General features: G+C 67.5%; 16 protein-coding genes and 1 tRNA gene. 10 read left to right on the forward strand and 7 right to left on the reverse strand.

The genetic code is table 11. The features are described 5' to 3' along the window. The first annotated feature begins 31 nt into the window (after positions 1-31). From ACZZZF_RS16590 to ACZZZF_RS16610, 5 genes are all read left to right on the forward strand, one after another. Positions 32-1,102 carry an aspartate-semialdehyde dehydrogenase gene (locus ACZZZF_RS16590; protein WP_053097389.1) on the forward strand — a complete coding sequence of 357 codons (1,071 nt, stop codon included), beginning with the start codon at positions 32-34 and terminating at the stop codon, positions 1,100-1,102. Between the two features lie 83 nt (positions 1,103-1,185). Continuing rightward, on the forward strand, positions 1,186-2,658 hold the full coding sequence (locus ACZZZF_RS16595) for a malate:quinone oxidoreductase (protein WP_053099206.1): 1,473 nt from the start codon (positions 1,186-1,188) through the stop codon (positions 2,656-2,658). Positions 2,659-2,665: 7 nt separating this feature from the next. Then, a complete protein-coding gene (locus ACZZZF_RS16600) occupies positions 2,666-3,319 on the forward strand; it encodes a thymidine kinase (protein ID WP_056279839.1) in 654 nt (217 codons plus the stop codon). Between the two features lie 138 nt (positions 3,320-3,457). Beyond that, the gene (locus ACZZZF_RS16605; protein ID WP_463499627.1) at positions 3,458-4,180 is read left to right on the forward strand and encodes a FadR/GntR family transcriptional regulator; all 723 of its coding nucleotides are present in this window, start codon (positions 3,458-3,460) and stop codon (positions 4,178-4,180) included. Positions 4,181-4,190: 10 nt separating this feature from the next. Continuing rightward, complete coding sequence (locus ACZZZF_RS16610; RefSeq protein WP_463499629.1) at positions 4,191-5,450, forward strand: alpha-hydroxy acid oxidase; 1,260 nt, start codon at positions 4,191-4,193, stop codon at positions 5,448-5,450. Positions 5,451-5,484: 34 nt separating this feature from the next. On the opposite strand, the gene ACZZZF_RS16615 is transcribed toward ACZZZF_RS16610, so the two are convergent. The 5 genes from ACZZZF_RS16615 to ACZZZF_RS16635 all read right to left on the reverse strand — a co-directional run bounded on the left by ACZZZF_RS16615 (position 5,485) and on the right by ACZZZF_RS16635 (position 10,409). Then, the gene (locus tag ACZZZF_RS16615; RefSeq protein ID WP_295104669.1) at positions 5,485-6,240 is read right to left on the reverse strand and encodes an HAD-IIB family hydrolase; all 756 of its coding nucleotides are present in this window, start codon (positions 6,238-6,240) and stop codon (positions 5,485-5,487) included. Next, positions 6,237-6,713: a VanZ family protein gene (locus ACZZZF_RS16620; RefSeq protein ID WP_072591629.1), complete on the reverse strand. Its 477-nt coding sequence runs from the start codon at positions 6,711-6,713 to the stop codon at positions 6,237-6,239. Before ACZZZF_RS16620 ends, ACZZZF_RS16615 begins: the two co-directional genes overlap by 4 nt. Before the next feature lie 69 nt (positions 6,714-6,782). Beyond that, positions 6,783-6,856, reverse strand: a tRNA-Pro gene (locus tag ACZZZF_RS16625). A gap of 53 nt (positions 6,857-6,909) precedes the next feature. Continuing rightward, positions 6,910-7,845, reverse strand: coding sequence for a metallophosphoesterase (locus tag ACZZZF_RS16630; RefSeq protein ID WP_463499632.1), 936 nt, complete (start codon positions 7,843-7,845; stop codon positions 6,910-6,912). Then, complete coding sequence (locus tag ACZZZF_RS16635; protein ID WP_463499635.1) at positions 7,842-10,409, reverse strand: transglycosylase domain-containing protein; 2,568 nt, start codon at positions 10,407-10,409, stop codon at positions 7,842-7,844. The genes ACZZZF_RS16630 and ACZZZF_RS16635 overlap by 4 nt, the downstream gene beginning before the upstream one ends. Positions 10,410-10,508: 99 nt before the next feature. Here ACZZZF_RS16635 and ACZZZF_RS16640 point away from each other — a divergent pair, with 99 nt between their 5' ends. Continuing rightward, positions 10,509-10,733, forward strand: a complete 225-nt coding sequence (locus ACZZZF_RS16640) for a DUF4177 domain-containing protein (RefSeq protein WP_053097373.1) — start codon at positions 10,509-10,511, stop codon at positions 10,731-10,733. Continuing rightward, positions 10,730-11,188: a RidA family protein gene (locus tag ACZZZF_RS16645; protein ID WP_463499638.1), complete on the forward strand. Its 459-nt coding sequence runs from the start codon at positions 10,730-10,732 to the stop codon at positions 11,186-11,188. The genes ACZZZF_RS16640 and ACZZZF_RS16645 overlap by 4 nt, the downstream gene beginning before the upstream one ends. A gap of 79 nt (positions 11,189-11,267) precedes the next feature. Here the strand turns inward: ACZZZF_RS16645 and acs are convergent, their stop codons facing one another. Beyond that, positions 11,268-13,235, reverse strand: a complete 1,968-nt coding sequence (gene acs, locus ACZZZF_RS16650; RefSeq protein ID WP_463499641.1) for an acetate--CoA ligase — start codon at positions 13,233-13,235, stop codon at positions 11,268-11,270. Positions 13,236-13,648: 413 nt separating this feature from the next. On the opposite strand from acs, the gene ACZZZF_RS16655 reads away from it, so the two are divergent. The 3 genes from ACZZZF_RS16655 (at position 13,649) to ACZZZF_RS16665 (ending at position 17,233) form a co-directional block, all read left to right on the forward strand. After that, positions 13,649-14,662 carry a TadA family conjugal transfer-associated ATPase gene (locus tag ACZZZF_RS16655; RefSeq protein WP_053097367.1) on the forward strand — a complete coding sequence of 338 codons (1,014 nt, stop codon included), beginning with the start codon at positions 13,649-13,651 and terminating at the stop codon, positions 14,660-14,662. Then, positions 14,656-15,552: a type II secretion system F family protein gene (locus tag ACZZZF_RS16660; RefSeq protein ID WP_285364138.1), complete on the forward strand. Its 897-nt coding sequence runs from the start codon at positions 14,656-14,658 to the stop codon at positions 15,550-15,552. The genes ACZZZF_RS16655 and ACZZZF_RS16660 overlap by 7 nt, the downstream gene beginning before the upstream one ends. Positions 15,553-15,745: 193 nt before the next feature. Beyond that, entirely contained in the window at positions 15,746-17,233 is a 1,488-nt protein-coding gene (locus tag ACZZZF_RS16665) for a recombinase family protein (RefSeq protein WP_400865566.1), read from the forward strand. A gap of 81 nt (positions 17,234-17,314) precedes the next feature. Here the strand turns inward: ACZZZF_RS16665 and ACZZZF_RS16670 are convergent, their stop codons facing one another. After that, positions 17,315-17,665 carry a hypothetical protein gene (locus ACZZZF_RS16670; protein ID WP_463499643.1) on the reverse strand — a complete coding sequence of 117 codons (351 nt, stop codon included), beginning with the start codon at positions 17,663-17,665 and terminating at the stop codon, positions 17,315-17,317. Between the last annotated feature and the right edge of the window lie 3 nt (positions 17,666-17,668).

Below are 17,668 nucleotides of genomic sequence, written 5' to 3' on the forward strand. Positions count from 1 at the left end.
CATGCAGCACTGCACGACGCCAAGGAACATCATGACCCGCATCTCCGACTCAGGACTCTCCGTCGCCATCGTCGGCGCCACCGGCCAGGTGGGCACCGTGATGCGCGAGATTCTCGCCGAACGGTCCTTCCCGATTCGCGAGCTGCGTCTGTTCTCGTCGTCGCGCTCTGCAGGCACCGCCATCGAGTTCGGCGGCGCGACCGTCATCGTCGAGGATGTCGAGACGGCGGATGCCGCGGGCATCGACATCGCCCTCTTCTCGGCCGGCGCGACCGCCAGCCGCGCATACGCTCCCCGCTTCGCCGAGGCCGGAGCCGTCGTCGTCGACAACTCCAGCGCCTGGCGCAACGATCCCGAGGTTCCGCTGGTCGTCAGCGAGGTCAACCCGCACGCGATCGACGACCGCCCTCGCGGCATCATCGCCAACCCGAACTGCACGACCATGGCAGCCATGCCGGTTCTGAAGGCGCTGCACGCCGAAGCGGGTCTCGAGCGCCTGATCGTCTCGACCTACCAGGCCGTCTCCGGTTCGGGTCTCGCCGGTGCGCAGGAGCTCCTCGGGCAGGTCGAGGGCGTCCTCGCCCAGGGCGACACGCTGCGCCTCGTGCACGACGGCTCGTCGATCGACTTCCCGGAGCCCGAGAAGTACGTCGCTCCGATCGCGTTCGACGTCATCCCGTTCGCGGGCAACCTGGTCGACGACGGTCAGAACGAGACGGACGAGGAGAAGAAGCTCCGCAACGAGAGCCGCAAGATCCTCGAGCTGCCCGACCTCCGTGTCGCCGGCACGTGCGTGCGGGTTCCCGTCTTCACGGGCCACTCGCTCTCGATCAACGTCGAGTTCGCCCGCGACATCACGCCGCAGCGCGCCGCCGAGGTGCTCGCCGCAGCCCCCGGTGTCGTCCTCGACGAGGTGCCCACGCCGCTCCAGGCCGCGGGCAAGGACCCGAGCTTCGTCGGACGAATCCGCGCCGACCAGTCCGCTCCCGAGAACAAGGGCCTCGTGCTGTTCATCAGCAACGACAACCTGCGCAAGGGCGCGGCGCTGAACGCGGTGCAGATCGCCGAGATCCTCGCCGAGCGCCTGGTCGCCATAGCCTGACCGCATCGCGGTCATGCGGATCCGGTCTCGCCGGACGGCCCCGCGTGGTCTGTCGTGCCGTGACCGCGAACTAGACTGTCGTGGTGACCGAAACCGTCGATGTCGTCTTGATCGGTGGTGGCATCATGAGCGCCACCCTGGGTACCCTTCTGCACGAGCTGCAGCCGGATTGGAAGATCGTCGCGTTCGAGCGACTCTCCGATGTGGCTCAGGAATCGTCGAACCCGTGGAACAACGCGGGCACCGGCCACGCGGCGCTCTGCGAGCTGAACTACATGCCGCAGCAGAAGGGCGCTCCGCTCGACCCCGCCAAGGCCGTCTCGATCAACGAGCAGTTCCAGCAGAGTCGTCAGTTCTGGTCGTCTCTGGTCGATCGCGGCGTGCTCGATGCGCCGTCGACCTTCATCAACGCGACGCCGCACATGACGTTCGTGCGCGGTGAGAAGGACGTCAAGTACCTCAAGGACCGCTACGAGGTCCTGAAGAAGCAGCCGCTGTTCGAGGGCATCGAGTACAGCGAGGATTCCCGCGTCATCAACAAGTGGGCGCCGCTGCTCATGCAGCAGCGCCGTAAGGGCGAGCCGTTCGCGGCCACCCGCGTGCCCGCCGGAACCGACGTCGACTTCGGTGCGCTGACGCACCAGCTCTTCGACCACCTCACCGAGTCGGGCGTCGCGCTGCGCACCAACCACGAGGTCAAGAGCCTGAAGAAGCAGAAGGACGGCACCTGGCTCATCAACTACCGCACGACGATCGGTCGCACGCCGAACCAGATCAAGGCGCGTTTCGTGTTCGTCGGCGCCGGCGGCTGGGCGCTCAAGCTGCTGCAGCGCTCGGGCATCCCCGAGATCAAGGGCTACGGTGTCTTCCCGATCGGCGGGCAGTTCCTCAAGACCTCGAACCCGAAGATCGTCGCGCAGCACAAGGCGAAGGTGTACTCGCAGGCCTCGGTGGGCGCCCCGCCCATGTCGGTCCCGCACCTCGACACGCGCGTGGTCGACGGCGAGGCCTCCCTGATGTTCGGCCCGTTCGCGACCTTCAGCCCGAAGTTCCTCAAGAACGGCTCGATGCTCGACATCGTGTCGCAGGTGCGCACGCACAATCTGTGGCCGATGCTGCGCGTCGCGTTCGCGAATCCCGACCTCATCACCTACCTGGTGGGGGAGCTGCTGAAGAACCACGCCAAGAAGGTCGACAGCCTGCGCACGTTCATGCCGACGGCGAAGGACGAGGACTGGACGCTCATCGACGCGGGGCAGCGCGCCCAGGTCATGAAGAAGGACCCCAAGAAGGGCGGCATCCTGCAGTTCGGCACCGAAGTGGTGTCCGCGGCCGACGGTTCGATCGCCGGTCTGCTCGGCGCCTCGCCCGGCGCCTCCACCGCCGTGCCGATCATGCTCGATCTGCTGAAGAAGTGCTTCCCCGACGAGTACCCCGGCTGGGAGTCGGAACTGCGCGAGCTCATCCCGACATTCGGCGAGCAGCTGAACAAGGACCCCGAGCTGGCGGCGAAGTCCACCGCGGCGACGGCGGCCACGCTCGGCATCAACGAGTAGCGCGCCGGTGGCGAAGCTCTACTTCCGCTACGGGGCGATGAACTCGGGCAAGTCCACCTCGCTGCTCCAGGCCGCGTACAACTACGAGGAGCGCGGCCAGCACGTGCTGCTCGCGAAGCCGGCGATCGACACCAAGGGTGCATCCGAGATCGCGAGTCGACTCGGTGTCACGCGGCACGTCGACTATCTCATCGCTCCGGATGCGGACGTCCGCGAGCTCTTCGACGAGCACCGGGATCGCGTGCGCCGTGCGGTCGCCGATGAACCGGTCCGCGGGGGGTCGATCGATGTCGCCTGCCTCCTGATCGACGAGGCGCAGTTCCTCACGGCGGAGCAGGTCGACGACCTCTTCCGCATCGCGATCGAGGACGGCATCCCGGTGATCGCCTACGGCATCCGCAATGACTTCCTCACCCACGCCTTCCCGGGGTCGGCTCGTCTGCTCGCGATCGCGCACTCCCTCGAGGAGCTGAAGACCATCTGCCGCTGCGGGCGCAAGGCCGTCTTCAACGGTCGTGTGATCGGTGGTCGGTTCGTCTTCGACGGCGACCAGGTCGCCATCGACGAGGGCGCTGACGGATCGCTGGCGCCGGAGATCACGACCTACGAGTCGCTGTGCGGCGCGTGCTACCTCGAAGAGTCGGGTGGGCGGCTGGGCTGAACGCCCTCGCGTCCTGCTCCGCCCTCGGGCGCTGTGTCGGCGTACCCCGATTGCGTGGTCTGACCACACGCGCTACTGTGGTCAGACCACAGGTGCGTCGAGGATCGATGCCGCCGACGCACACGATGAGGAGAGCGGATGCCGGAGCAGCCAGCCCGCGCCTGGAGGCTCGTGCTCGAACACGTCGAGCGCGACCTGCTCGACGGGCGTCTCGGCCCCGGTGATCGTCTCGCCTCGGAGCGCGAGCTCGCCGCAGACCTGGGTGTCGGGCGCTCGAGCGTTCGAGAGGCGCTGCGCGTGCTCGAGGTCATGGGGCTGATCCGCACCTCGACCGGCTCGGGGCCGCAGTCGGGCGCGATCGTGATCGCGACCCCGTCCGGTGGCATGTCGACGCTTCTGCGCCTCCAGGTCGCCGCACAGGGCTTTCCGCTCGCGGACGTGGTGCAGACCCGACTGCTGCTCGAAGACGCGGTCGTCGCCGCTCTCGCGAGCCAGCGCGCGCCCGATCTCGCCGCGGCGCACAGCGTGCTCGATGCGATGGACGTCGGCGCCCTGACGCCTGACGAGTTCCTCGCCCTCGATGCCCAGCTCCACCTCGCCCTCGCGGAATCGAGTGGCAACACCGTCGTCGCCGCGATCATGGCGGGCCTGCGCACCTCCATCGAGTCGTACGTGCAGCAGGGCGCCTCATCCATCGCCGACTGGGATGCCATGGCAGACCTGCTGCGCGCCGAGCACCGAGCCATCATCGAGGCCATCGCCGCGGGTGACGCGGCGACCGCCCAGACCCTCGTCCGAGCGCACATCACCGGCTACTACACCGCGGCGGGGCTCACCCGCAGCGTCCGACCCACCGACTGAGAGGACAGCCATGGTCCAGCGCCAGGTTCCCAACCCCGCAGAGCTTCTCGACCTGATGAAGTTCAAGAAGCCCGAGTTCAACGGCAAGAAGCGCCGTCTCGACGCGGCGCTCACGATCGACGACCTGCGCACGATCGCCAAGAGGCGCACGCCGAAGGCCGCGTTCGACTACACCGATGGCGCCGCCGAGGGCGAGCTGTCGCTCACGCGGGCACGCCAGGCGTTCCAGGATGTGGAGTTCCACCCCGGGATCCTCCGGCCGGCTCCGGATGTCGACACCGCGGTCGAGATCCTCGGCGGCCCGTCGGCGCTCCCGTTCGGCATCGCGCCGACCGGCTTCACGCGTCTCATGCAGACAGAGGGCGAGGTCGCCGGCGCGGGAGCGGCGGCGGCGGCCGGCATCCCGTTCACCCTCTCGACCCTGGGCACGACGTCGATCGAGGGCGTGAAGGCCGCCAACCCGCACGGCCGCAACTGGTTCCAGCTCTATGTCATGCGCGACCGCGAGATCTCCTACGAACTCACTCGCCGTGCTGCCGCCGCGGGCTTCGACACGCTGCAGTTCACGGTGGACACCCCGGTCGCCGGAGCGCGGCTGCGTGACAAGCGCAACGGCTTCAGCATCCCGCCGCAGCTCACGCTCGGCACCATCATCAATGCCATCCCGCGTCCGTGGTGGTGGTACGACTTCCTGACGACCCCGAAGCTGGAGTTCGCGTCGCTGAGCACCACCGGCGGCACGGTCGGCGAGCTGCTCGACGCGGCTATGGACCCCACGATCAGCTACGACGACCTTGCGGTGATCCGTGACATCTGGCCGGGCAAGATCGTGATCAAGGGCGTGCAGAACGTCGAGGATTCGGTGCGCCTGCGTGACGCCGGCGTCGACGGCATCGTGCTCTCCAACCACGGCGGGCGGCAGCTCGACCGCGCACCCATTCCGTTCCACCTTCTGCCGGAGGTCCGGACCGCCGTGGGCGACGACTTCACGGTCATGGTCGACACGGGGATCATGAACGGCGCGGACATCGTCGCGGCGGTCGCGCTCGGAGCGGACTTCACCCTCATCGGCCGCGCCTACCTCTACGGCCTCATGGCCGGCGGCCGTGCGGGCGTCGACCGCACGATCGAGATCCTGCGGACGGAGATCGAACGCACCATGCGTCTTCTGGGCGTCGCCTCACTGGCGGAGCTCGAGCCGTCGCACGTCACTCAGCTCACGCGCCTCGTGCCGGTCGCACGCGCCGCGTCGGAGGTCGTCGTGCGCTGACCTCGTCCCCGGATTCGAGGGGAGGGGAGGGCTGTCAGAGGGTCGCGAGAAGCTCGTCGAGCTTGTCTGCGGTGTCCTCCCACCCCTCGACCGCGACCGAGGGCACTCCGATCGCAAGGACGGGGTAGTCGTTGCCGCCTTCATCGAGTCGGTCACCGTAGAACAGCATCGAGGTGAGGGGGATGCTGGTGTGCTCGGCGAGCTGCTTCATGCCGAAGGCCTTGTCGATGCCGGCCAGAGTGATGTCGATGGAGGTCGAACCGCCGGATCGCACTTCGAGCTCGGGGAGTCTCGCCGCCACGGCGTCCCGAAGAGCTTCTCGTTTCGTACCGGATGGGTCCCACTCGTGCTTGGCATCGCGGGGAGCCTTCTGCCCGAGCGCAGAGAAGGTGATCTGGGATCCGCGGTCCTCGAGGATCTCACCCCAGGGCTGAGACTCCCACAGCCCCAGACGCTCCGCCTCCTCGCGCAGGGCGGCGAGAGCGCCGGCCTTCTGCTCCGCGGTGAGGTCGTGGGCGTAGAGCGGCGAGAAATCGGTGCCGTCGTGGCGCAGGTACCGTGTGCCGCAGGTGGGGAGCAGGTGCAGTCGCGCCGCGGCCGCCTCGTCGATTGTTCCGAGCCGCGCGATCACCTGAGCGCGGAACTGCGCCTCGTTGCCGCCCGAGATGATCGCGACCTCGACCCGCTGCAGCAGCGCGAGCAGCAACGAGGCGATGCGAGCATCGATGGGCTCTTTCGACGGGGCGAGGGTGTCGTCGAGATCGAAGGCGACGAGTGCAGGCGAGGTCATGATGCTTCCAGAGTAGACGGGCGGTGCTGAGAGACACGCGGAGCGAAGAGGAGGGTGCACAGGATCGCGAGCGCGACGCCGATCAGCGCGCCGCCGGAGTTCGCGATCACATCGGACACGGTGGCCGTGCGATTCGGCAGGGCGAGGCGCTGGGCGGCCTCGATGGAGAGGGACACTGCCGGGCCCAGGGCGAGCGCCAGCGGCCAGAGACGGCGGGGGACGAGGATGAACGCCAGGATGCCGATGGGCACGAAGACCAGAACGTTGGCGATGACCTCGAGGCGGGTGAAATCAAGAGACTCCCACCCCAGTCGGTGCGAAACGGACAGCACGAGATCGAGCAGGTTCGGCATGGACTGCTCGATGCGCGTCGGCGTGAGCGTCAGCAGCGCGATGCCGCCGAAGAACGGCAGGGCGAGAGCGAGGGCGATGCCTCGGGTCAGTCGTCGAGGCGGGGGGAGCAAGCGACTCATGCGGTGCCTTTCTCCTCGTTCCGGATACAGAGAAGGCCGCCCGTGAGGACGGCCTTCCGGTGTTACTTGTCGGGGTGACAGGATTTGAACCTGCGACCTCTTCGTCCCGAACGAAGCGCGCTACCAAGCTGCGCCACACCCCGTTTTGCAACCCTCCGAGTCTACAGCGAAATGCTCCCAGCGCCGAATCGAGGCATCAACCGCGCGCCGTCAGGGTCAGCAGCGTCGCCTCGGGGCGGCACGCGAAGCGTATCGGCGCGTAGATCGAGTGTCCGCAGCCCGCGCTGACATTGAGGGGCACGGCGCGATCGCCCTGAGTCCACGTGCTGAGACCCTTCGCCTGCTTCAGCGGGATGTCGCAGTTCGCGACGAGAGCACCGAAACCGGGCAGGCACACCTGACCGCCGTGCGTGTGGCCTCCGAGGATGGCGTCGGCGCCCATCTCCACGAACCCGTTCAGGACGCGCTGATAGGGCGCGTGCGTGACGCCGAGAACGGATGTGCCGGCAGTCCGCGGGCCGAGAGCATCGATGGCATCCGGCAGGTCTTCGAGCCGGTCCCAGTCGCAGTGCGCATCACTCACGCCGAACAGGTCCAGGGGACTGTCGGCCACCATGAGTCGCGCTGCGGCGTTGTTCAGGCTCGTCCATCCGAGCTCGTCGGTGAAGTACGCGTCCATCGCATCGGTGTCGAGGAAGTTCAGCTCTCTCGGGCGCTGCGACGGGCCGGCGAAGTAGCGGATCGGATTCCGCGGCGAGGGGCCGATGACGTCGTTGGAACCGTGCACGAAGACACCGGGGATTCCGGCGAACGGCTCGAAGGCACGTCTGATCCCGGCGAGACCGTCGCGGTGCCCGAGATTGTCGCCGGTGTTGACGATGAGATCGGGCTTCAGCTGCGCGAGTGACGCGAGCCAGTCCTGCTTGCGGTGCTGCCACGGAGCCATGTGCGCGTCCGAGATGTGCAGCACGCGCAACGGTGCGGAACCCGGGGCGAGAGCGGATGCGGTCGCCTCACGCACCGTGAAGAGGTAGCGCTCGATGCCGACGCCCCAGACGGCGGCTGCGGCACCAGCGGCCCCCACCGCGCCGAGCGCGATGAGGGCCGGGTGCGCCGCGTGGCGAGACGTCACTTGCAGCGGACCTTGATGGACGTGCTCTTCGTCGTCGGTGTGTTCGCGGCCGGGTCGGTGGACGTGACCGCGGCGTTCTGACCGTTGCATGACCCGTCGAAGTCGATCGACGAGAACCCTGCCCCGAACAGCGCGCTCTGCGCTTCGGCCTTCGATTGTCCGGTGATGTCGGGCACCGTCGCGCCCTGGCCGTTGCTCGGCGAGATCGTGATCGTCGCACCGCTCGGGGCCTGTCCGGACGGGTCCTGCGCCATGACGACATCGCCGGCGGGACCGTCCACGGCGGGTCCGACGGCTGCGGTGAAGCCCGCAGCCTCGATGAGAGAGGTCGCTTCGCCGACGGACTTGCCCACCACGTCGGGAACGTTCGTCAGAACCTGACGAACCAGCTTGTCGTCGGGGCGAGGGAAGTCCTCCGCGGGGTACACGGCATCCGCGGCACCCTGGATCGCCTTGGCGAGGCCGTAGCGGATGTCGCCGAGTCGCGTCCCGTTGCCATTGCGGAAGTCGTTCAGCGGCACGCGGCCGTCGACGTTTCCGACCCACACCGCTGTCGTGACCTTGGTGCTCGACTCGACGAGCATGGTGTGCTCCTTCTCGGCGGTACCGGTCTTGCCGATCAGCTGGGTTCCGTCGTACGGGTTGGCCCTCGTTCCGGTGCCGTTGCCCTCCATGACGCCTCGCAGTGCGTACGCGGCGGTCGCGGCGACCTCCGGGGTGAGCTGCTGGGAGCACTTCTGCGCGGGAGGAGTGATCTCGGCGCCGTCCTCGCCGACGACCCGGTCGATCACGCGAGGCTCGCAGTAGACGCCGTTGTTGGCGACGGTGGCGTAGGCGCCGGCCATCTGCAGAGGAGCCACGCTCTTCGAGCCCAGAACCGTCGGGAACGGATCGTTCGGAGCGGTGTTGGCGTTCGTTCCGCCGACCGTGATGTCGTCGCCGTTGCCGTAGTGGACGCCGAGTCGCTTCGCCACCTCGTTGATGTCGCAGAGATCGAGCTGCTGCGCCATCGCGAGGAAACCGGTGTTCAGGGACTGCGCGGTGAACTGTCGCACGCTGCCCACCGAGCCGCCGGAGTTGCCGAAGTTGTTGATCTTGGAGCTGTTCGTCACCTTGTCCCCGCACCTGGTGAAGGGGCTGAAGGTCTTGAGGCGACCGTCGAGGACCTGGTTCACGGAGTGGCCGGACTCCAGCCAGCTCAGAAGCGTGAACAGCTTGTAGGTCGATCCCGTCTCGAACCCGTAGGTCGAGCCGCCATGCGCCTTGTCGGCCGCGAAGACCTGAGAGGTCTCGCCGGCAGCCAGGTTGGCCTCGGTCGTCTCGTTGAAGACGGTGTTCTGTGCCATGGCGAGTACCCGACCCGTGGACGCCTCGATCGACACTCCGGTGCCACCGACGAGGATCCCGGGCATCGCCTGCGGGACCTGCGCCCTGACCGCGTCGATCGCGGGCTGCTGGACCCGCAGATCGAGGGAGGTGTAGATCTCCATTCCGCCGCGGCGGAGGTTCGAGCGACGCTCCTCTTCCGTGGCGCCGAACGCCTCGTCGTTCTCGATGACGGCCTTCACGTACTGGCAGAAGTACGCGTTGTCGCCCGCGGCCGCACAGCCCTGCTGGGGCTCGCTCAGCAGCGGCGTGACCGGCGAGGCGACGGCCTCGTCGTGCGCGGCCTGCGTGATCTTCGCGTCCGCGAGCATCCGATTGAGGACGTAGTCTCTGCGATCCTTCGTGTCCTTGTAGCCGTCGGCGTCCCCGTTGTGCGCCACGCCGGCGTCATCCGTCCAGATTCCCTCGGGGCGGTCGATGCGGAATCGGTTGGGCTCCTGCACCATGCCGGCGATCGTCGCCGCCTGCGCGAGACTGAGATTCGCCGCGCTGGTGGAGAAGTACCGGTTCGCTGCGGCCTCGATGCCGTAGATGGTGCCGCCGAAGTTGGCGATGTTGAGGTAGCCGAGGAGGATCTCGTTCTTCGAGTAGTCCTTCTCGATCTTCAGCGCGTAGCGCATCTCCTGCAGCTTGCGCTCGACGCCCTCGCCGCCCTTCGCGACTGCCGCATCGAGGAAGCACTGCTCGATCTGCTTCGAGTAGTCCTCGGCTCCAGGATCGACGTCCTGTTCGCATTCCTGCACCTGGACGTTCTTCACGTACTGCTGGGTGATCGTGGACGCTCCTCGATCGGTCGTGCCGGCGACGTTCCCGACTGCGGCCTTGATCGTCGCGCCGAGGTTGATTCCGCCGTGGGTGTAGAAGTTCTTGTCCTCGCTCGAGAGGATCGCGTCGTACATCACGGGCGCGACCTGGTCGTAGGCGACCGGGATGCGCTTCTGCTCGTAGAACGACGCCATTGCGACGGGGTTGCCGTCGAGACCCGTCGCGTAGATCGTCGACTGCTGCATCGGAGCGCCGACCTGGAGGTTCTCGGGGAGGTCCTCGAAGATGGTGAGGGCCTGCGACCCGGCGATACCGGTCATGGCGAGGACCGGGGTGACGCTGGCCGCGACGAGGAGACCGGCGACGGTGCTCAGCCCGACGAGTCCGAGGACTCCGCCGAGCGCACCTTTCACCGTGCGATTCTTTTGAGGCATACGCTAGATCGTAGGGGAGTTCCCTGAATACCGCCTTTGACGCAGCCGCCGTCGCGGAGGCCGCCAGACAGGAGAGCCATGACCACCTGGGAGTACCTCACCACCCCGCTGCTGATCCACAACACCGCAGCGATCCTCAACAACTGGGGCAAGCAGGGCTGGGAGCTCGTGCAGGTCATCCAGGGCCCCGAGGGTGGGCTCGTCGCCTACTTCAAGCGCCCGGTGACGGCGGATGCCTCGGGCAACGCCGGTCTCGCTGCCGCAGCCGAGGCGTCCCGCCAGTTCGAAGGGGGAGCGGCATGAGCGTCTCTGAGCGCCTGACCGAGCTGGGCATCGAGCTCCCCGTCGTCGCGGCGCCGGTCGCAGCCTACGTCCCGGCGGTCGTGCACGACGGACTCGTCTACACCTCCGGCCAGCTGCCTTTCGTCGAGGGAACGCTGCCCGCGACGGGCAAGGTCGGGGCAGAGGTCACCGCCGAGGACGCCAACGCCTATGCGCGCACCTGCGCCCTGAACGCTCTCGCGGCGGCTGCGGCTGCGGCCGGGGGCGTGGACAGCATCGCCGGAGTGCTGCGGCTCGGCGGCTTCGTGGCATCCACCCCCGATTTCACCGGCCAGCCCGGCGTGATCAACGGGGCGAGCCTGGTGCTCGGCGAGATCTTCGGCGACGCCGGGCAGCATGTCCGCGCGGCCGTCGGTGTGCCGGTGCTCCCGCTCGACAGCCCGGTCGAAGTCGAGGCCACGTTCATCCTGGCCTGAGGTCGCCACCCCTCACCACGCGCACACGGCAACGCCCCCTTCCGGATCGGTTCGGAAGGGGGCGTTTGCTGTATCCGTGCTACTTGACCTGCGCCGAGATGATGCTCATCACCGCGGTGTCGGCCAACGTGGTGGTGTCTCCGACCTCGCGCCCCTCAGCCACATCGCGCAGCAGACGCCGCATGATCTTGCCCGAGCGCGTCTTCGGAAGCTCGCCCACGATGTACACGTCGCGGGGCCGTGCGATCGCGCCGATCTGCTCACCCACCCAGAGGCGCAGCTGCTGCGCGAGTCCGGCGGGGTCGTGCGCCGAGAGGTAGCTCTCCTTGATGATCACGAATGCGACGACGGCCTGACCGGTCGTCTCATCTGCCGCGCCGACGACCGCGGCCTCGGCCGTCGCCTCGTGTGCGACGAGCGACGACTCGATCTCGGCCGTCGAGAGGCGGTGTCCGGAGACGTTCATGACGTCGTCTACCCGGCCTAGCAACCAGAGGTCGCCGTCCTGGTCGAGGCGCGCACCGTCACCGGCGAAGTAGTAGCCCTGCTTCTCGAACTTCTCCCAGTACGTCTCCGTGAACCGCTCGGGGTCGCCCCAGATGCCGCGGAGCATGCTCGGCCACGGTTCGGTGACGACGAGGAGGCCGCCGTTGCCGTTGCCCACCTCGGCGCCCGACTCGTCGACGACGTCGATCGAGATTCCGGGCAGCGGCACCTGGGCGGATCCCGGCTTGGTGGCGGTGACACCGGGCAGTGCAGAGACCATGATCGCGCCTGTCTCGGTCTGCCACCAGGTGTCGACGATGGGCGTCTTGCCCGCGCCGATCACGTCGCGGTACCAGATCCACGCCTCGGGGTTGATGGGCTCGCCCACCGAGCCGAGCAGGCGCAGCGACGACAGATCGAACTTCGCGGGCACGCTGCGGCCGATCTTCATGAACGAGCGGATCGCGGTGGGCGCCGTGTAGAAGATCGAGACCTTGTACTTCTCGATGATCTCCCACCAGCGCCCGGGGTGCGGCGCGTCAGGCGTGCCCTCATAGATGACCTGGGTCGCGCCGTTCGCCAGCGGACCGTAGGTGACATAGCTGTGTCCGGTGATCCACCCGATGTCGGCGGTGCACCAGTACACGTCGGTCTCGGGATGCAGGTCGAACACGTACTTGTGCGAGTAGGCGGCCTGAGTGAGGTACCCGCCGGAGGTGTGCAGGATTCCCTTGGGCTTTCCCGTAGTCCCGGAGGTGTAGAGGATGAACAGCGGGTTCTCGGCGGGGAAGGCCACGGCAGTGTGCTCGGGGGAGGCCGCGGGGACGACCTCGTGCCACCAGAGGTCGCGACCGTCCTCCCAGTCGACCTCGTTCTCGCCGCGCTTGACGACGAGCACGTGCTCGACCGTCTGCTGCTCGCCGTCGCCGCGGTCGGCGAGCGCCTGGTCGACGGCCGGCTTGAGCGCGGACACGCGGCCCTTGCGGTAGCCGCCGTCGGCGGTGATGACGAGCTTCGCCCCTGCGTCATCGATGCGCGAGCGGAGGCTGTCGGCGCTGAACCCGCCGAACACGACGGAGTGGATGGCGCCGACGCGGGCGACGGCGAGCATCGATGCGACCGCTTCGGGGATCATCGGCAGGTAGATCGCGACGCGGTCGCCATGGGCGATGCCGAGCCCCTCCAGCACGTTCGCGACGCGCTTGACCTCCTCGGTCAGCTCGGCGTAGGTGATCGACCGGGAGTCGCCCGGTTCGCCCTCCCAGTGGAGAGCGACACGGTCGCCGTTGCCCGCCTCGACGTGGCGGTCGAGGCAGTTGTACGCGACGTTGAGCTCGCCGTCGTCGAACCACTTCGCGAACGGCGGGGTCGACCAGTCGAGCACGCGCGTGAACGGCTTGTGCCACTCCAGCAGTTCGCGTGACTGGTCGGCCCAGAAGGCCTCGCGGTCGGTCGACGCATTCTCATACAGCCGGGGAGACGAGACCGACTGGGCGACGAACTCCTCGGACGGCGGGAACTGGCGGGTCTCATCGAGAAGGTGATCGATCTGGCTGCTCATCGGCAGGCGCTCCTTTGCGGCGTGGCAGGTCGTGCGGGCATGAACGCATCTCTGACGCGATCAGGTCAGGGCGAATCTAGTCCCGGGCACGGACATCGCATTACTGCCGAAAGTCGGTAGTCCGACGGGTTTTGTCAGGACGGTCGCCTTGCGTACACTCGACGACAGCCGAATTCTCATTCTGGCCTTGGCGTGCCCGATTCCCCCATGAGGGACGCCGTGGGCGGCATCTCATTCCCCCCGTGAGGTGCCGCCCATCTCTATGCCGGGAGCGCTCCCATCCTGTGGCTCGCGATCTGACGCCGTCCACACCCGCTCTGCACGGATGCCATCGTCCAGACGTTGCTCACAGTGGTTGTCGCGGGAGCGCCGCGGCGACCCCGCGGATCCGCCGTGAGCCCTAGCTTCGGGGCATGCCTGATCCCTTCGTCATTCAGCCGCGCGGCTCGGCGGCGCTCGTCGACGGAACCGTCCGGGGTGCTCCTTCGCCGCTGCAGGTCGATCCCGCCTTCGGCCTCCTCGCCGAGCACTGCGCAGACGAGGAGGTCACCGACATCTTCGTCAACGGCGCATCCGGGCTGTTCATCGACCGAGGGCATGGTGCGGAACCCGTGCTCGGGTGGAGCGCGTCCGAGCGGGAGGTCCGCGACCTCGCGGTCGGGCTCGTCGGACTCGGCGGTCGACATCTCGACGACCAGGCTCCGTGCGTCGATGTCAGGCTCGACTCCGGCATCCGCGTTCATGCCGTGCTCGCGCCGATCTCGACGTCGGGGACGGCGCTCTCGATCCGTGTGCCCAGAGTGCGCGCTGCCGATCTCGACGCGCTGGCGGCGCTCGGCTCCTTCGACGCGGCCCAGCACAGCTGGCTTCTCGAGCTCGTCGCCGAGCGCGCCAACATCCTCATCACCGGCGGGACGGGAACGGGCAAGACCACGCTGCTGTCGGCATTGCTGTCAGCCGTCCCGGCCTCTGAGCGCATCGTCACGATCGAGGACGTCGCCGAACTGCGCCCGCAGCATCCCCACCACGTCGCTCTGGAGGCACGGCAGTCGAATCTCGAGGGAGCCGGCGGCATCAGCCTCGCCCGGTTGGTCCGCGAGTCGCTGCGCATGCGCCCCGACCGTCTCGTGGTCGGAGAATGCCGCGGCGAGGAGGTGAGAGAACTCCTGACTGCTCTGAACACCGGACACGACGGGGGAGCGGGAACTCTCCACGCGAGCGGTCTCAGCGACGTGCCGGCCCGGCTCGAAGCGCTCGGCGCCCTCGCGGCGATGGATGCCACGGCGCTCGCGCGCCAGGCTGTGAGCGCCTTCACGATCGTCCTTCATCTCGACAGGGCGCCTGGCGGGCGGAGACGCATCGCGCACGCCGGCGAGCTCGCGGTGAGCGGGGATCGGCTGAGCATCGAGGAGGTGCGGCCGTGGTGAGGGGATGGCGTCGTCCGGTCGTCGAGACCGGGGGCGACGCCGCGACATCGGTGCAGACGCTCGCGGTGCTTCTCCAAGCCGGCGCGGTGCCGATGGTCGCATGGCGCCATCTTGCCTCGATCGGCGACCGTCACGCTGCGTCCGTGATCGCCCGTGTGGATGGCGGCGTCCCGCTCATCGCGGCCATCGAAGCGGAGGGTGGCGCGTGGCGTGACCTCGCGGCCGCCTGGGAGATCGCGACGACCGTCGGCGCACCGCTCGCCGAGGTGCTGAGGATGCTCGCTGAGACGCTGCGCGACGCGTCATCCGCCGCGGACGACGTGCGCATCGCGCTCGCCGAGCCCGCGGGAACCGCCAAGCTCCTGCTCTGGATGCCGTTCGCCGGCCTCTTCCTCGGCTTCGCCCTCGGCTTCGACACTGTCGGCGTCATCGTCGGGACGCCCGCCGGCGCCGGGTGCGTGGTCGCCGGGCTCCTGCTCGTCGCCGCGGCGCGCGCGTGGACCGGGCGACTCCTCACGCGGGCGCGTCCCGAACCGGGAACACCGGGCATGCGAGCCGAGCTCATGGCGGTCGCCCTCTCAGGAGGCGCGTCGATCCCACGAGCCCTGCGCCTCGTCGCCGAGAGCCCGGCATCGTCTACCGGTGACGACGCTCGCATCGGCGCGGTGCTCGAGCTGTCGCATGCTGCCGGGGTCCCGGCGGGTGAACTGCTTCGGGCTTCCGCCGGCCAGGAGAGACACGCGTCACGGGTGGACGGACGCCTTCGCGCGGCCAAGCTCTCGACGACGCTGCTCATCCCGCTCGGAGTCTGCACTCTCCCGGCCTTCCTGCTGCTCGGCGTCGCACCGCTTCTGCTGAGCGTGCTCGCCTCCACTCCACTGCCGCTGTGACGGCCGAGTTCCACCGGATGCACCGCGTATCCGTCCCATAGAAAGAAGGAACACATGAACACCATCCCCTCGCTCACCCGGCGCAGCGCGGCAACCCTCTTCGGCGACGACAGTGGCGCGGCCACCGCCGAGTACGCCATCACCACGATGGCCACCGTGGACGCTTAGAGACATACTCTGACAAGATGGCCGCATGACCCCTACCGACTCTCGAGTGCCGCGCGTCGCGATCTATGCCAGACAGTCGGTCGACGAGGATCAGGGCATCACCCAGCAGCTCGAAGACTGTCGTGCGGAGATACACCGCCGCGGATGGCGCGTCGTAGCCGAACACCAGGATAACGACACGTCCGCCTCGAAAGAGCGAGGGCCGAAGACCGCATGGTCGGCGATGCTGAACTCTTTCGATGCTGGCGAGTTCGACGCCGTCATCGTCACAGAGACATCGCGCATCACCCGCAGCCTCATTGACGTGCTGGATATTCGGCCGCCGCGCCGGAACATGCGCGTGGTAGTTATTCGCGAGGGCATCGACACTCAACTAGATGACTTCATGCTCAAGCAACTCGTGCTCCTCGCCGAACGAGAAGTCCGGATCAAGACAGAGAGAGCTGCCCGATACGCCGTGGGACGGCGTCTGGCAGGACACCCGACGCCGGGTAAACCTCCTCATGGGTACAGCTGGGTGCCGAGCATTGAACGAGATGCCGCGGGCACGCGGTACCGAATTGATGAGGCAGAAGCAGAGGACGTTCGGCAGATCTTTCGGGAGTTCCTCGCTGGGGCACCACTCGCTCAGATTGCACGTGATCTCAGCGACGCTGGCAGACTGACGCGACGGGGCGTCCGCTGGCAGTCGACCACTGTTCGGCGGGTCCTCCTGAACCCGCTCTACGCAGCGCTTCTGCCCCCCGCGCAGCCAACCGGCCAGTATGACGCGACCTCGATCGACCTTGACGCCTGCACGCCGGGCGCTTGGAAGGCGATTGTCGAGCGGGATCAGCTCATCGCTAGTCGTGGTCGACTTATCGGCGTCCGGGCGAACCACAGCGGGACTGCACGGAAGTGGTTGCTCTCAGGGCTCGCTGTGTGCGCGATCTGCTCACATCCAGTCAGATCCGCCAGCGGCGAGACCCATCCCACTGCCCGCAAAAACGGTGGCCGTGCAGCACCATCACGTCGATATCACGCGTACCGGTGTCCGAAGGGGCATTTCATGCGCAACGGCGACATCATCGACCAGTACGTCTCAGACATCTGTGTCGCTCGCCTGTCGCAAGAAGACGCCATCGACCTGATCACTCCGCGATCAGATTCGATCGACATCGCTGTGCTGAACTCGAAGCGGGAAGCGCTTACGGCGCGCCGCCAGTCGATCGCAAGCTTTGTCGCTCGCGGCCTGATGACCGACATCGAGGCGGACGACAGCCTTATGGAGATCTCGCGAGAACTTCAGGCGATCAGTGACCAGATCGCTCTCGCTGTTCGCGAAGATCCCTTCGCGGAGTTGGCCGTCGTCGATGATGTCGAAGCTTGGTGGGACAGAGCGACCCTGGCTAGGCGTCGGCTTCTCGTTGAAGGGCTGATGGTCGTTCGAATCAAACCTGTGGGCCACGGTAAGCGTGTTATGACCTCAGATGGGGCCGCGGCGAGCGTCGAGATCGAATGGCGACGCGGCTAAGAGCCGTTGGTGGCCGGCCGCTAGCGCCTCACTAGATCGGCTGGGCTTCGCTTCATCTGCGGGGCTCAAGCGGGCCGATGATCAACGGGCAGCGGCCTCCGAGGTCTTCTGATCGGCCTTGGCGTCGGATGGCTTTCCTGCGGATTGAGCGCCAGCGCCCGACTCGTGCTCGGTCTCGGAGAGAGCGGGCTTGAGCCCGGACCGGAGGAGGGCGAATCGAGCCTCTTCAGACACGAGAAAGATCTCTGCGATCTGATCGATGAGGCGCTCACGGCGCTTCGGGTCGTATTCTTCCCATCGGTCCCAATCATCGCCCATGCCGGCGTACCACTCGGCGTATCGCTTCGCCGTCTCATGGACGAGAGCAACTTGGAAAGCGGACAATTCTGAACGCCAATCAAAACTCATCAGCGTCTCCCCCCGCTGTCCCATCGC

Source organism: Microbacterium sp. AC215, from assembly GCF_979258645.1.

Coding starts and splice junctions, on each gene's coding strand:
- ACZZZF_RS16590 (WP_053097389.1), top strand. CDS start 32: ATGACCCGCATCTCCGACTCAGGACTCTCCGTCGCCATCGTCGGCGCC.
- ACZZZF_RS16605 (WP_463499627.1), top strand. CDS start 3,458: ATGCCGGAGCAGCCAGCCCGCGCCTGGAGGCTCGTGCTCGAACACGTC.
- ACZZZF_RS16610 (WP_463499629.1), top strand. CDS start 4,191: ATGGTCCAGCGCCAGGTTCCCAACCCCGCAGAGCTTCTCGACCTGATG.
- ACZZZF_RS16615 (WP_295104669.1), bottom strand. CDS start 6,240: ATGACCTCGCCTGCACTCGTCGCCTTCGATCTCGACGACACCCTCGCC.
- ACZZZF_RS16620 (WP_072591629.1), bottom strand. CDS start 6,713: ATGAGTCGCTTGCTCCCCCCGCCTCGACGACTGACCCGAGGCATCGCC.
- ACZZZF_RS16640 (WP_053097373.1), top strand. CDS start 10,509: ATGACCACCTGGGAGTACCTCACCACCCCGCTGCTGATCCACAACACC.
- ACZZZF_RS16645 (WP_463499638.1), top strand. CDS start 10,730: ATGAGCGTCTCTGAGCGCCTGACCGAGCTGGGCATCGAGCTCCCCGTC.
- acs (WP_463499641.1), bottom strand. CDS start 13,235: ATGAGCAGCCAGATCGATCACCTTCTCGATGAGACCCGCCAGTTCCCG.
- ACZZZF_RS16655 (WP_053097367.1), top strand. CDS start 13,649: ATGCCTGATCCCTTCGTCATTCAGCCGCGCGGCTCGGCGGCGCTCGTC.
- ACZZZF_RS16665 (WP_400865566.1), top strand. CDS start 15,746: ATGACCCCTACCGACTCTCGAGTGCCGCGCGTCGCGATCTATGCCAGA.
- ACZZZF_RS16670 (WP_463499643.1), bottom strand. CDS start 17,665: ATGGGACAGCGGGGGGAGACGCTGATGAGTTTTGATTGGCGTTCAGAA.